12 protein-coding genes and 1 pseudogene are annotated in these 13047 nt (G+C 68.7%); 8 read left to right on the top strand and 5 right to left on the bottom strand.

From position 1 onward, the window contains the following. Window positions 1-85: 85 nt before the first annotated feature. From ACFWVC_RS28300 to ACFWVC_RS28290, 3 genes are all read right to left on the bottom strand, one after another. Window positions 86-799: an SDR family NAD(P)-dependent oxidoreductase gene (locus tag ACFWVC_RS28300; RefSeq protein WP_384292612.1), complete on the bottom strand. Its 714-nt coding sequence runs from the start codon at window positions 797-799 to the stop codon at window positions 86-88. 258 nt (window positions 800-1057) lie between these two features. After that, on the bottom strand, window positions 1058-1360 hold the full coding sequence (locus tag ACFWVC_RS28295) for a muconolactone Delta-isomerase family protein (protein ID WP_384292633.1): 303 nt from the start codon (window positions 1358-1360) through the stop codon (window positions 1058-1060). Between the two features lie 49 nt (window positions 1361-1409). Further along, entirely contained in the window at window positions 1410-1790 is a 381-nt protein-coding gene (locus tag ACFWVC_RS28290) for an SgcJ/EcaC family oxidoreductase (RefSeq protein ID WP_384292607.1), read from the bottom strand. A 171-nt stretch (window positions 1791-1961) separates the two neighbouring features. On the opposite strand from ACFWVC_RS28290, the gene ACFWVC_RS28285 reads away from it, so the two are divergent. From ACFWVC_RS28285 to ACFWVC_RS28275, 3 genes are all read left to right on the top strand, one after another. After that, a complete protein-coding gene (locus tag ACFWVC_RS28285) occupies window positions 1962-2579 on the top strand; it encodes a TetR/AcrR family transcriptional regulator (RefSeq protein WP_384292601.1) in 618 nt (205 codons plus the stop codon). An 85-nt stretch (window positions 2580-2664) separates the two neighbouring features. Continuing rightward, window positions 2665-3699, top strand: coding sequence for an NAD(P)H-dependent flavin oxidoreductase (locus tag ACFWVC_RS28280; protein ID WP_384292597.1), 1035 nt, complete (start codon window positions 2665-2667; stop codon window positions 3697-3699). A 228-nt stretch (window positions 3700-3927) separates the two neighbouring features. After that, window positions 3928-4977 (top strand): alpha/beta fold hydrolase, encoded by a 1050-nt coding sequence (locus tag ACFWVC_RS28275; RefSeq protein ID WP_384292593.1) that lies wholly within the window; start codon window positions 3928-3930, stop codon window positions 4975-4977. An 81-nt stretch (window positions 4978-5058) separates the two neighbouring features. Here the strand turns inward: ACFWVC_RS28275 and ACFWVC_RS28270 are convergent, their stop codons facing one another. Then, window positions 5059-5673 (bottom strand): PadR family transcriptional regulator, encoded by a 615-nt coding sequence (locus tag ACFWVC_RS28270; RefSeq protein ID WP_384292590.1) that lies wholly within the window; start codon window positions 5671-5673, stop codon window positions 5059-5061. A 287-nt stretch (window positions 5674-5960) separates the two neighbouring features. Between ACFWVC_RS28270 and ACFWVC_RS28265 the strand changes: the two genes are divergently transcribed. The 5 genes and pseudogenes from ACFWVC_RS28265 (at window position 5961) to ACFWVC_RS28245 (ending at window position 12537) form a co-directional block, all read left to right on the top strand. Next, window positions 5961-6719, top strand: a complete 759-nt coding sequence (locus ACFWVC_RS28265; protein ID WP_384292588.1) for a TnsA-like heteromeric transposase endonuclease subunit — start codon at window positions 5961-5963, stop codon at window positions 6717-6719. A 119-nt stretch (window positions 6720-6838) separates the two neighbouring features. Then, entirely contained in the window at window positions 6839-8827 is a 1989-nt protein-coding gene (locus tag ACFWVC_RS28260; protein WP_384292628.1) for a transposase family protein, read from the top strand. Continuing rightward, entirely contained in the window at window positions 8821-9882 is a 1062-nt protein-coding gene (locus ACFWVC_RS28255) for a TniB family NTP-binding protein (RefSeq protein ID WP_384292584.1), read from the top strand. The genes ACFWVC_RS28260 and ACFWVC_RS28255 overlap by 7 nt, the downstream gene beginning before the upstream one ends. A gap of 1061 nt (window positions 9883-10943) precedes the next feature. Next, window positions 10944-11662 (top strand): annotated as a pseudogene (locus ACFWVC_RS28250) (TniB family NTP-binding protein); the annotation flags it as partial. Beyond that, on the top strand, window positions 11659-12537 hold the full coding sequence (locus ACFWVC_RS28245; RefSeq protein ID WP_384292579.1) for a TniQ family protein: 879 nt from the start codon (window positions 11659-11661) through the stop codon (window positions 12535-12537). The pseudogene ACFWVC_RS28250 and the gene ACFWVC_RS28245, both read left to right, overlap by 4 nt. A 243-nt stretch (window positions 12538-12780) precedes the next feature. Here ACFWVC_RS28245 and ACFWVC_RS28240 read toward each other — a convergent pair whose 3' ends face one another. After that, on the bottom strand, window positions 12781-13023 hold the full coding sequence (locus ACFWVC_RS28240) for a hypothetical protein (RefSeq protein WP_384292575.1): 243 nt from the start codon (window positions 13021-13023) through the stop codon (window positions 12781-12783). Window positions 13024-13047: the final 24 nt, after the last annotated feature.

Here is a 13047-nt window from a genome sequence, read left to right as displayed (position 1 = left end):
GGGCACGGCATGCCTGCCGTGCCCGGGCCGCTCCGCGACGCGTGGCTGTCCGCTCCCCCGTAGCGGACAGCGCCGTTCCGGTACCTCAGTGACCGGCGTTCTGACCACCGTCGACGTACAGGATGTTGCCGGTCACGAACGGGGCGTTCTCGAGGTAGATCACCGCGTCCACGACGTCGTCCACCTCGCCCAGCCGGCCCACCGGGTGCAGGCCGGCAAGGGTGTCGTGGTGCTCCACGGCGTGCATCAGGGTCTTGATGGTGCCGAGCGACACCGCGTTGCTGCGGATGCCGCGGGTGGCGTACTCGATGGCCAGGGACTTGGTCGCGGACTGCAGACCGCCCTTGGTGAGGGAAGCGAGCACGGAGGGCACGTTCGAGTTGGCGGCGTCGGCCAGCGCGCTGGTGATCTGCACGACGTGGCCGCCAGCCTGCTCCAGCATCCGCTCGATGGCCAGTTGGGAGATCCGGAAGAAGCCGTCCAGGTTGACGCCGAGGACCGCGGCGTAGTCCTCCTCGGTGTACTCCGTGAAGGGCTTGGCGATGAAGATCCCGGCGTTGTTGACCAGGGTGTCGATGCGGCCGAACCGCTCCATGCCCGCGGCGATCACGCGCTCGGCGGTGGCGCGGTCCGCGATGTCGCCCTGGACGGCGAGGATCTCCGGGTCCTGCGACACGGAGATGTTCCGCGAGGTGGCGACGACGGCGTACCCGAGCTTGCGGTAGCCGGCGACGAGGCCGGCCCCGATCCCCTGCGATGCGCCCGTGATGACCGCGACCTTCTGGCCCTCGTTGCTCATGATGATCCTCTACGTCAGTGGGAAATATGTGTCAACCGGTACAAACCAACCGGTAATTCACAAAGTAGACGACCGGTCGACAATAGTCAAAGAGGCCGCACCGCCGGACTGCCGCCATCCCCGCAGCACGACGGAGGCCGCTCCGGGGCACCCCGCAGACCGCTCCACGCGCCGGCCATGAAAGGGAGGACGGTCACGGCCGGCGCGGAAGTGGCGGTAGGGAGCGACGGGCGATGCGGGGAGGAACGGAACGCGCGATCAGCCCGCGGCGGCGTTCCGGCCGGGGTCGTTGGGGTGCGACTGGACGGCGGTGACCACCGGCGTCATCCAGGGCGCGAGCGGCAGTGTGCCGAGGACGTTCTCGCGGAGGTCGGCCTCGTCGTCCGCACGCCACAGCCCGATGCTGCGCAGTTCGCCGACCGGGCGCCACAGTCTCACCAGGTGGCCGGTCGCGGCGAGTTCCGCGGCCCGGACGGCTTCGGCCGCGCGCCGCCGGTCCACCTCGGCCGGGTCGGTCCCCTCAGGGACGGTGGTGGTCAGCTCGACCAGGAACTCCTGCATGGGCATGGCTCCGCCTCTCACGGGTGTCGTTACGGATCGGGTCGCAGGGTCAGTGCCCGGTCATGACCTGGGAGACGTGGTACTGGCGAATTCGCCAGTCACCGCCCTCGCGCTGCAGGACCAGCGACAGGTGGACGGGGGCCGCCCAGCCCGTCGGGTCCCGGAACGTGACGTCGGCGAAACCGCCGGCCATCAGCTCACCGATCCCGTACGTATGGACCCTTCCCACGTGGGCGGTGCGGTCCTCCGGCACGGCCGCGTAGTACCCGCGGACGGCCTCGCGCCCGGCGAGGACCTCGGGCCCGAACCCCTGAAAGAGGGCGTCGGGCGTGAACAGGCCGGCCATGACGTCGGCCTGGTGGGTGTCGAAGGCGGCCTTCCAGCGGCTCAGTACGTCATGCATGGGGTGGGTCTCGGTTTCGGCACTCATGGTGCGGCTCTCCTCCTCGGGGACGACGGAACGACGACCGGGCACTCGCGGGCGGCTGGACACGGCCTGGACCAGGACCGGAAGCCGGCCCGCCCAGCGCGTCAGGCTCAGCTGGACTCGCTAGTCGACCGGTCTAGTAAACCGTAGTCGAGCGGTCGTATACTGGCAACCATGGGACGGACCAGTGACGCCAGAGAGAAGATCCTCACAGCGGCGCAATCGCTCATCGAGCTGCGCGGCTACTCGGCCCTCGGCGTGGCCGAGATCTGCAAGACCGCCGGTGTGCCCAAGGGGAGCTTCTACTACTTCTTCGAGTCCAAAGAGGCACTGGCCCTCGCCGTGATCGACGAGCACTGGGCGATCCAGCGCCGCGACTGGACCCGCGTCCTGACCGACGGCGCGCCGCCGCTGGAGCGGCTGCGGCAGCTCTTCGAGGAGACGGAAGCGGAGCAGCGGGAAGGGCAGCAGAGCTGCGGGACGGTCTCGGGCTGCATGTTCGGGAACCTCACCCTGGAGATGAGCAACCAGACCGAGGCGATCCGCGGGCGCCTTCAGGAGATCTTCGACGCCCAGGTCGCGATGGTCGAAGCGGTCGTCATCGAAGCCCGCGAGCGCGGCGAGGTCGGCGTCACCGACACGCACGAGGCCGCCCGATCCGTGGTCGCGCAGCTGGAGGGCCAGGTGCTGTTCGCCAAGCTGTACAACAACACGTCCTCCCTCGGCATGCTCTGGACCAACTGCCTGGCACTCCTCGGCGCCCAGCCGCCGCAGGTGCCCGTCGGGGCCTGACGACGGCCGCCGCGCGAAGGCCCCGCACCGCCACCCCGACCTGCCGGCCCCGGGACGACGCCGGCCCCCGCAGGAGGAATGGAACATGACGGACTCCCCCCTGGCCGCCCTCGGTGCGGGCCTGCCGGTCCTCGCCGCGCCGATGGCCGGCGGTCCGACCACGCCCGCACTGGTCGTCGCGGCGGCCCGCGCGGGCGGTCTCGGTTTCCTCCCCGGCGGCTACCGCACCGCGGAGGCGCTTGCCGAACAGATCGCCGAGGTCCGCCCGACGGGCGTGGGCTTCGGGGTCAACCTCTTCGCACCGAATCCCGTCCCGGTCGACCCGGAGGCCTTCGGCCGATACGCCCGGGCGGTCGCCCCCGACGCCCTGGCCCACGGCGTCGACGTGCTCGCGGCCGGGGTCGTCGAGGACGACGACCAGTGGGCGGAGAAGATCGAGCTGCTGCTGTCCGGCCCCGTGCCGGTCGTCAGCTTCACGTTCGGTGTGCCGGACGCACCGGTGGTCGCCGCGCTGCGCGCCGCCGGAACCCTGGTCGTCCAGACGGTCACGTCGCCAGCGGAGGCCCGCCTGGCCGCCGAGGCGGGCGTGGACGCGCTGGCCGTGCAAGCCTCGGCCGCGGGAGGTCACTCCGGCACACTGACCCCCCGGCACACCCCGGAGCCGGTCCCGTTGCCCGATCTGGTCGCCCAGGTGCGGCACGCCGTGCCCCTGCCGCTCGTCGCCGCGGGCGGTGTGGCGACCCCGGAGGCGGTGGCCGAGGCACTGCGGGCCGGAGCGGAGGCGGTCATGGTCGGCACCGCCCTGCTGCTGGCCGACGAGGCGGGCACCTCGCGCCCCCACAGGGCCGCGCTCAGCGACCCCGCCCGGGAAGGGACCGTGGTGACGCGGGCCTTCACGGGCCGCCCCGCCCGCGCGTTGCGCAACGGCTTCACCGACCGGCACACCGACGCCGCCCCACTGGGCTATCCCGCGCTGCACCACCTGACGAGCCCGATGCGCAAGGCCGCCACCGCCGCGGACGACGCCGAGCTGATCAACCTGTGGGCCGGCACCGGCTACCGCGAGGCCACGGCCGAGCCGGCCGGGCAGATCCTGCGACGGCTCGCCTCAGGGCTCTGAGCGGCACGGCAGACACCGCCGCGGGCCTCCGAGCCCGCTGACGGTTCATCAATAGGCGTTCCCCCGACTGTCCTTGACCGAGAATCCCGCACACCTGATCCGCCTCACTCCGCCGCTCTACCGTCACCGCCTTGACTGGTGACGGCACCCGTGGAAGGGTTACGCCGAGGCAGGGGCGCGGCATGCGCGCGAACTCCCGCGGCCCTCGGACGTGAAGGAAGGTTCCACATGATCGACAGGCGCACTTTCGGCAAGGTCTTCGGCACGGGAGCGGCGGCGGCATCACTGACCGGCCTGCCAGGGCTCCCCACGGCGGCCGCCTCCGCCGCGACGCCCGGACGGCCGGAAGCCGCGCCCCGCACCCAGCCCGGCACCCGCACATCCTTCGGCCCGCTGAAGCAGGTCGACGCCGGCGTCCTGAACATCGGCTACGCCGAGGCCGGTCCGGCCGACGGCCCCGCGGTCGTCCTCCTGCACGGCTGGCCGTACGACATCCACAGCTACGTCGACGTCGCGCCCCTGCTCGCGGCAGAGGGCTATCGCGTGATCGTCCCGCATCTGCGCGGCCACGGCACGACCCGCTTCCGCTCCGGCCGCACCTTCCGGAACGCCGAACAGGCCGCCATCGCGCAGGACATCATCGCCCTCATGGACGCGCTGAGGATCGGCAAGGCGATCCTCGCCGGTTACGACTGGGGCTCGCGCACAGCGGACATCATCGCGGCGCTCCGGCCCGATCGCTGCAAGGCACTGGTCTCCGTCACCGGCTACCTGATCACCAACCGCGAGGCCAACAAGGCGCCGCTGCCCCCGAAGGCGGAGTGGGCGTGGTGGTACCAGTACTACTTCGCCACCGAGCGCGGCCGGCTCGGCCTCGAGGAGAACCGGCACGACCTGGCGCGGCAGATCTGGCAGTTCAACTCCCCCACGTGGGAGTTCGACGACGCCACGTTCGACCGCACCGCGACGTCCTTCGAGAACCCGGACTACGTCGGCATCGTGATCCACAACTACCGCTGGCGCCTGGGCCTCGCGAGGGGCGAGAGCCGGTACGAACTCATCGAGCGGCGGCTCGCCGCCGGCCCCGTCATCACGGTGCCCACGATCACCCTCGACGGGGAGCAGGACCCCTTCACCCCGGCCGGTGACGGCGCCTCCTACCGGGGCAGGTTCGCGGGCAAGTACGCCCACCGCACCTTGAAGGGGATCGGCCACAACGTGCCGCAGGAGGCACCGGAGGCCTTCGCCCAGGCCGTCGTCGACGTCGACGGCTTCTGACCCGGGGCGGGTCCCGCCCACCCACTCCGGAACGACGAAGGCGGCCCGGGACATGTCGTCCCGGGCCGCCTTCGCGCTGTGTCAGTCCTCGTCGGCGAGGATCAGATAGAGCTTCTTCCGGGCCTCGTTGACCACGGCGAGCGCCTTTTCGCGCTGTTCGGGCGTACCGGTCGCCCAGACCTGCCGGAAGGCGTCGACCAGCCCGCCGCCCGCCTTGCGGATCTCGTTCATGGCATCCCAGTCGATGCCGCGCCCGGCTTCCTCCCAAGGGGCGTCCGGCCCCTCCGCGGCTTCGGCGCGGCCGGCCTCGGTGAGCGTGAAGAGCTTCTTGCCGCCCTCCGACTCACTGCTGATCAGGCCCTCGTCCTCCAGCAACTGCAGCGTCGGGTACACCGAGCCGGGGCTCGGCTTCCACGCGCCGCCGCTGCGCTCGGCGATCTCCCGGATCATCTCGTAGCCGTGCATGGGCCGGTCGGCGAGCAGGGCGAGGATCGACGCGCGGACATCCCCGCGCCGCGCCCTCCCCCGGGGCCCGCCCCGTCCGCCCCGCCCCCCGTGCCACGGTCCGGGACCCCAGGGCCCCGGACCGCCGAAAGGCGGCCCGAACGGGCCGAACGCGGCCCGCCGCCCCTCCGTGTCGTGGTCACCGCGGCCGTGATGGCCGGGCCCGAAATGTCCATGTCCATGGGAACGCATAGTTACGCTCCTTCCATCGTTGAACGGTCGCGATGCCTCAACGATATATCGGAACCTGTCGCCTGCCAAGGCCCAAGGACTGCCGCTGTCCCGTGTCCCGTCTCAGTTGAAGTGGTCCGCGTCTCAGTCAAACTGGTCCGATTCGCTCTACGTCTCAGTTGATCTGGTACGCCTGTACGTTCGATGGCATCTCTTCACTCGATCGGATGAAGGTCTCTTCGTCTGGCCACAGCAACCAAACGCGGCCTCCACGCTCGCACTAACAGGCGGACAGCGGGGAGGTGTTCATGAGCGAACCTGCGAAGGCCCCAGCCCTTACGGGTGACCTCTCCGACATCGACGTGACGTTCGTGGATCGCGAGGGTGGCGCCCGGTCAGGTTCGTTGGCAGCTCTTTGGGGCGAGCCGTTCGAACTGGCCCGTCCGGTTAGGGAGTTCGTGGCGTTCAAGGGGCAGAAGAACTTCACGGGCGAGTACTGGGCGGCCACGTCCCGCTTCCTGGTGGGCTATGAGTCCTGGGTCGAGCGGGACGCGGCGATGGCACTCGACTTCGAGCCGTCGGTCGTAGCCCTGGCGTCGCAGCCGTTTCGGCTGGCGTGGAGGGGGGACGGGTGGGAGCGTGCGCACACGCCGGACTACTTCGCGCGGCTTGCTGACGGCAGCGGGCTGGTCGTCGACGTCCGCCCGCAGGCATTGGTGGATGAGGAGTCGGCGGCCATCTTCGCGTCCACAAAGCTGATCTGCGAGGCAGTGGGCTGGCAGTTCCGGCTGGTTGGGGAACTGGGTGAGCCGTTCCGGGCGAACCTGCGGTGGCTGGCGCGCTACCGGCATCCGCGCTGTCACCGGGCTGAGATAGCGAATGCCCTGCGGGAGGTGTTCGCGGCCCCACGGTCGCTGTTCTCCGGCGCCGAGCTGGTCGGGGACCGTATCACGGTGCTTCCGGTGCTCTACCACCTGTTGTGGCAGCAAGCGCTCACGGCGGACCTGCTGTCAGCCCCGCTCGGCGCGGGCACGGAGGTCCGAGTATCGGTGAAGGGGCGACAGTGAGGTCGGCGCGTCCAGGGCGGCTCCGTTTGGGTGACCGCGTACGGTTCGAGGACCGCACCTACACGGTGGTGGGACTGACCGGGATGCGGGTCCGTCTGGCCGACACGCACGGCGGCGGCATGCTGATAGACCAGGTGCACCTGCAGGCGGCGGCAGACTTCGCGGTACTGGAGACGGGCGCCCGAGTCCCGTTGGGCTCGTCCACCCTGGTGGGACATCTGCCGCTGGAGGTGGCCGAGAGGGCTCTTTGGTGGCAGCGGCATCTCGTCGAGGTGCTGACCGGAGTGATGCCGAACGCGCCCGCGGGCGTCCGGCCCAAACCCAAGTATGACCCCTCCCGCCGGTCGCTGGCTGAGCGCGAGCGGGCGAAGGCCGCCGAGCTGGCCGCGCTAGGCGAGAAGGTGACGGCCAGGAGGGTCAAGCGCATGCGGCAGCGCTACGAGGCCGGTGGTGTCGAGGCGCTGGCGGACCACCGCCTGGTCCCGCACGCAACGGTCACGGGGCGGGCAGATCCGCGGGTCGTGGCGGCCGTGCGCCAGGCCGTCGCCGAAAGCACGCGCGCCTCGACGCGCACTGTCGAACACGCTCGATGGAGGACCGAGCAGATCCTGGCCGCTGAACATGGTGAAGGCGTGGTGACGATGCCCTCACGGGCCACGTTCTACCGACTGTTCGGTAAGTTGTCGAGCGGAGTTGACGTCACCGGGTCGGCCCGCACTCGCCGGTCACTGGCCGACCGGCCCGAGGGCCCGTTCCACTACGAGCAGGTCGCGGCGCCGGGCGCGCTGATGCAGATCGACTCGACTCCGCTGGACGTCCTGGTGCGGCTGGACGAGGGGCTACCGGGACGGGTTGAGCTCTGCGGCCTGGTCGACATCGCCACCCGGAGCGTGGTAGCCGCAGTGATCAGGCCGACGACAAAGTCGGTGGACGCGTCGCTGCTGCTGGCCCGGGCGCTAACGCCGGAGCCGATGCGGCCCGGGTGGACCGAAGCACTCCGAATGTCCCGGTCGGTGCTGCCGCACCGCAGGCTGCTGTCCCTGGACGAACGATTGGAGCACGCCGCAGCCCGGCCAGTGATCATCCCGGAAACCATCGTCTGCGACCGCGGCATGGCATTCATCTCGGACAACTTCCGGGCCGCCTGCCGGGCCCTGGAGATCAGCTTGCAGCCCTGCCACCCTCGCTCGCCGACGGAGAAGCCCCACATCGAGCGGACCCTGGAGTCGGTGGCCACGCTGTTCTGCCAGTTCCTGCCCGGCTACCTGGGCCGCACAGCCGAGCACCGGGGCAGCCGCGTCGAGGACGAGCCGCTGTGGTCGATGCTGGAGATCCAGGAACTGCTGGACGAGTGGATCATCGCCCGGTGGCAGACTCGCCGCCACGACGGGCTGCGGGACTTGGGCGCCCCGGGCCGCACCTTCTCACCGAACGAGAAGTACGCCGCGCTCGTCGAGAGCGCTGGCTACGTCCCCCTGGCTCTGTCCGGCGACGACTACGTCGAACTGCTGCCCGCGACCTGGCGGGCCATCAACGCCTACGGCGTCAAGATCAGCCACAGGATCTACGACTGCGCCGAACTCGGTCCCATCCGGCGCCAGCCTTCCGGAGTCGCCCGCAAGCGGGACCTGTGGGAGGTCCACCGTGACCCCTACGACGCCGGGTGGATCTGGGTCCGCAACCACTGGGAGAGCGGCTGGATCCCCGTCCCCTGGAGGCACCTCGGCAGTGTTCCGCAGCCCTTCGGGGACCTGGCCTGGGACCACGCCGCCGCCGACCTACGTCGCGGCGGCCAGCCCGACCCCACCGAAGAGGAGATCGCCCAGGCGGTTGCTGCACTGCTGGCCCGGGCCGCGCAAGGCCCGGACCGCAAGGGCGAGAAACGGACGCCCCGGCCGTCTCGCCGGGACCGCCGGGTCGCTGGACGGACGCGGGCCGCCGCCCAGAGCCGTCAGCCAGGGCCACCCAGACCCGAGCCGACCGCCGTGGCCGCGCAGGAACTGGAGCCGGGCGGCAAGGATGAGTCCGGCCCGCAGGACGAGTCGGTCGCGAAAGTAATCCCGCTCGGAGTCTTCGACCCCTTCAAGGAGGCTGACACCCGATGGTGACCGCGCACGACCCCGCGCTTAGGACGGACAACAATTCACGGCCCGGCTGGCGCCGGGCCGCGGACGGGGAGGACCTGCACCACCACCTCACCACCCTGGAAGGCTGGCGGGGGTTCGCCCAGCAGGACTCGGCCCCGCCCAACCTTCTGCCCTCCTCCGCCCTGGCCGGTCTCAGCTCGGACGAGCGTACGGACTACGACGAAGTTCGGCTCGACTACCACACCCGCCTGACCGTCGCCGCGACATCCACGCTGCGCCAGGTCGTCCTCACCGGCAGGCGGCTGACCCTGCTGAATCGGCATGCGATCAGCGGCCGCCGCGGGCTGATCCTGTCCGGTCCAGCCGGCACCGGGAAGACGACCGCGCTCACCCAGTTCGGCAAGACCATCGAAGCCATCGACCGGCGCCGGCACCCCGGCATTGGTGGAAGGATCCCGGTTGTCTACGTCACCGTCCCGCCCGCCGCGACCTCGCGCATGCTCGCGGTCGAGTTCGCCCGCTTCCTCGGTCTGCCAGTCACCTCCCGCGCAAACATCACCGATGTCATCGAGGCCGTCTGCGGCGTCCTGATCGACGCGCGGGTCACCGTCGTCTGCGTCGACGAGTTGCACAATCTCTCTCTGACGACCCGCAACGGCGCGGAAGTCTCCGACACTCTCAAGTACTTCTCCGAACGCATCCCTGCCACGTTCGTGTACGCCGGCATCGACCTGGAGGCGAACGGCCTATTCGCTGGCACCCGGGGCAGGCAGATCGCCGGGCGCTTCGGGGTCATCGAGACGGTCCCCTTCCCCTGCACCGACCAGTGGACCGGCCTGGTTGGCGCCCTCGAACAGGCCCTGCGGCTACACAAACACCGGCCCGGGACTCTGGAGAGCTTGGCCCACTACCTGCACGACCGCACCGGCGGCATGATCGGGTCGCTGTCCCACCTCATCCGCGGCGCCGCCATCGACGCCATCCTCGACGGCTCAGAGATGATCACGCGGAAGTCCTTGCAGAGTGTGAAGCTGGACCGCGCGGCTCAGTCCCGTAAGCCGAAGCCTGCCTCGTAACCATAAGCGAGAGCAATATGCGCAGCGAGAGAATCTATCCGCTACCCGTCCAGGTCCGTCCCCGAGCCAACGAAGGAATCCGATCCTTCATTGCCCGCCTAGCTCGCGCCAATCACCTGAAGCCATCATTCCTACTCGCATTTCTCCGAGAACAACCAAATCACCGAGGAGCACCCAGCTGGTTACGCTTGGCGGCGATTACCAAACGAGACCGAGATGCCCTACGTCTCACTCTGGAGACAGGGAAATGTCTAGAATGCGATGCGCCAATGCCTCCCTCGGATACATTCGGCCGCAGAGCATTGCGATGCTCACAAGCATGTCGCCAAAAAGCCCATCGCAACCGCCGCCCCCTCAGCAAACCGCGAGAGGGATCTTGTCGAACCTGCGGAAAAATCATGCAAATTCGAATAGGGCAACGGCGTCCACTCTGTTCGTCGACTTGCCGTCGGCTCGCCTACCTGGACCAACAACTAAGGCACACCCGGTAGCCCAATAATCACAAGCCGGAACACGGTCGGACATCCACGTCCAACGTGAACACCCTATTTTCCAACTCACACCCGCAACGATGACGAATCGAAGTCCAATTCTAACTATCCGTTAATCAACCCTCGATGCCACGCTCGACAGTACGGGGAAATCCACCCAAACAGCCCCCAGGTGCCACACTCCGAACATCTCTCGATAGGGAACTAGGGAGCTGGAACCCTCAAGTGAAATTATCACCTCCGCTCAACCGACTCCCTCTGCAAGTAGGCCCTCAACGCAACGAGACCGTCGACTCCTACACCCAACGCTTGACCGAGGCCAACCACCTAAAATGGGAGCACCTGCGTGTCATTGTGAAGTCGCAAGGGCGAGAGAGATTTCGACTCGACCTAGAACGTCTCGCTACCCTGGCCGGCCGCAATGCATCATAATTGAGCCAGGTCCTGTGCGCCGGCCTTGCAGTAAGCCCCTCGCTCTGGCTGCGAACCCGACGCCGGGATGGCGTCAAAACCAAATGCCGCACATGCGGGGCCAGTTTTTTGACCAAGAGCCACAAGGCACTTACATGTTCGATCTCCCTCACCCAGCTCGGCCGGGCGGCCACGAGCTGCAGGACCGCCGCCGGCACCCCGGTCAGGACGGCCGCATACCGGTCATCTACATCACCGTCCCACCGGCCGCGACGCCACGCATGATCGCCGCCGAGATCGCCCGCTTCCTGGGCCTGCCGGTACTGGGCCGCGCGAACATCACCGACCTCACTGAGGCCGTGGTCGGTGTCTGTACCCGGGTCCGCACCGGACTGGTCCTGGTCGACGAGATCCACAACATCTCCGGAACCACCCGCACCGGAGCCGACGCATCCGACACGCTCAGGTACTTCTCCGAGCGTGTCCCGGCGACCTTCGCCTATGCGGGCATCGACGTCGAGGACAGCAGTCTGCTGTCTGCCACCCGCGGCGACCAGATCGCCGCACGCTTCACCCCCGTGGCCACCCACCCGTTCCCCTACAACGCGGAATGGAAGGCGCTGGTTGCCCAGATGGAGACGAATCTGCTGCTGCGCCAGCACAAGCCCGACACCCTCACCCGCATGGACCGCTTCCTCCACACCCGTACCGACGGAATGATCGGAACCCTCTCCCACCTGATCCGCGGAGCTGCCGTCGACGCCATTCTCACCGGCGCCGAGAAGATCACCAAAGACGGACTGCTGGCCGTCAACCTGGACATCGCCTCCCGCCGTAAGCGCGCTGTCCGTCCACCGACGCCGGGCGGAGGCCAGTGACTGATACGCCGATCTGGAGCGGTGAGGCGATCACCAAGCTCCCCTTCCAGGTCCGCCCGATCGCTGGCGAAGGCGGCCACTCGTTTATCGCCCGCCTGGCCCGCGCCAACCATCTTCAGCCGCGCTATCTGCGGAAATACCTGCTCGACCCACCCGGACACCGCGGAACTCCGTCCTGGACCCGTCTCGCTGCCGTCACCTGCCGTGACCCCGAACTACTGCGGCAGACACTCGAGGCGGCCAAGTGCAAGGAGTGCGGCGATGCAATGCCGGTCTCCACGGTGTTTGGCCGCCCGGCCATGTACTGCTCGTCTCGCTGCCGCACGCGGGTTTCCAGGACGCGCTTCACCACAGCCCCCTGCCGCATCTGCCAAGAGCCCATGCAGATCCGAGTTGGTCAGCGCCACCGGCTCTGCTCCTCCTTCTGCCGCAGAACGGCCTATCTCATGCGCCGGCGCGGCGACGCCGACGTCGAGACCAAGCAACCAACCGACCGCGCCTGTGAATGGTGCGAGAGTCCGCTGCCACCGGATGCCCACTCATTACGCCGCACCTGCTCTGCCTCCTGCGGCCAGCAGGTTCGCCGCTGGAACCGACGCGCGGAAAAGAGCGAACCACCCCTTAACCCGCCAGCCTGCGGGTTCTGCGGAAACACGATCCAGAGAAGCAGGAGCCTCGCCGGGCCACCCCGCCGCTGGTGCTCACGCGCATGCATGATGCGAGCAAGCCGGGGTCTCGACCCCGCCACCTTCTTGGAACCGCTGACATGCCAACACTGTCAGACGCAGTTTCCCCGGGGTCCATCCAACCGATCCCGACGATGGTGCTCACCCCGCTGCCACCAGCGGGCCCAACGCGCGGTCCGCGAGGGGTAACCGGGCCGCATGTGCTCCCCACGTCGACAGTTCTCTTCCTGGATTAGTGAACGTTCGTGACCGCGGTGACTCTGCACGCGCGCTACTCCGCTCTGCACGGACTGGTGGCGGCGCGCGCCGACGCTGTCGGACTGACGGTGTCGGGGTACGAGCTCATCTGGCTCTGGCAAGTTTTTCGTAGCCGGAGGTCATCCCGCGGGACGGCCGCTGGCTGGTTCGCGTATCGGCGGCGAAGGCGGGCCATCAGTACGACTTGGTGGCGGAGAAGTAAGACGCCAGCACGCCTCCCGTAATGCGCTTCTTAAGCTTCACGTCGGTAATCCGGCTCTCGGTTACCCCCGAGTTGTGCGGGGAGGTGATCCCTTGGGCCACAGCGTGCTGGTCCTGGTGTAGGGCTGCGGCAATACCGGCGAGGGGCGCCAGCCCGCTGCTGCTGAGCTGGTCGAGACAGCCCTGGAGCGGTCCTGCATCGCGGGTGTCGACCATGGTGGCGAACTGGCGAATCAACTC

Origin of the sequence: Streptomyces sp. NPDC058691 (assembly GCF_042714775.1) — a bacterium.
Classification (GTDB): Bacteria; Actinomycetota; Actinomycetes; order Streptomycetales; family Streptomycetaceae; genus Actinacidiphila.
The sequence above is the reverse complement of the archived record's forward strand: the minus strand, read 5'-3'. Positions and strand labels throughout refer to the sequence as shown.

Bases quoted from the DNA above. Each gene is read 5' to 3' on its own strand.
- ACFWVC_RS28300 (WP_384292612.1), bottom strand. From the start codon at position 799: ATGAGCAACGAGGGCCAGAAGGTCGCGGTCATCACGGGCGCATCGCAG.
- ACFWVC_RS28275 (WP_384292593.1), top strand. From the start codon at position 3,928: ATGATCGACAGGCGCACTTTCGGCAAGGTCTTCGGCACGGGAGCGGCG.
- ACFWVC_RS28240 (WP_384292575.1), bottom strand. From the start codon at position 13,023: ATGGTCGACACCCGCGATGCAGGACCGCTCCAGGGCTGTCTCGACCAG.
- ACFWVC_RS28285 (WP_384292601.1), top strand. From the start codon at position 1,962: ATGGGACGGACCAGTGACGCCAGAGAGAAGATCCTCACAGCGGCGCAA.
- ACFWVC_RS28255 (WP_384292584.1), top strand. From the start codon at position 8,821: ATGGTGACCGCGCACGACCCCGCGCTTAGGACGGACAACAATTCACGG.
- ACFWVC_RS28265 (WP_384292588.1), top strand. From the start codon at position 5,961: ATGAGCGAACCTGCGAAGGCCCCAGCCCTTACGGGTGACCTCTCCGAC.
- ACFWVC_RS28280 (WP_384292597.1), top strand. From the start codon at position 2,665: ATGACGGACTCCCCCCTGGCCGCCCTCGGTGCGGGCCTGCCGGTCCTC.
- ACFWVC_RS28295 (WP_384292633.1), bottom strand. From the start codon at position 1,360: ATGCAGGAGTTCCTGGTCGAGCTGACCACCACCGTCCCTGAGGGGACC.
- ACFWVC_RS28260 (WP_384292628.1), top strand. From the start codon at position 6,839: ATGCTGATAGACCAGGTGCACCTGCAGGCGGCGGCAGACTTCGCGGTA.
- ACFWVC_RS28290 (WP_384292607.1), bottom strand. From the start codon at position 1,790: ATGAGTGCCGAAACCGAGACCCACCCCATGCATGACGTACTGAGCCGC.
- ACFWVC_RS28270 (WP_384292590.1), bottom strand. From the start codon at position 5,673: ATGCGTTCCCATGGACATGGACATTTCGGGCCCGGCCATCACGGCCGC.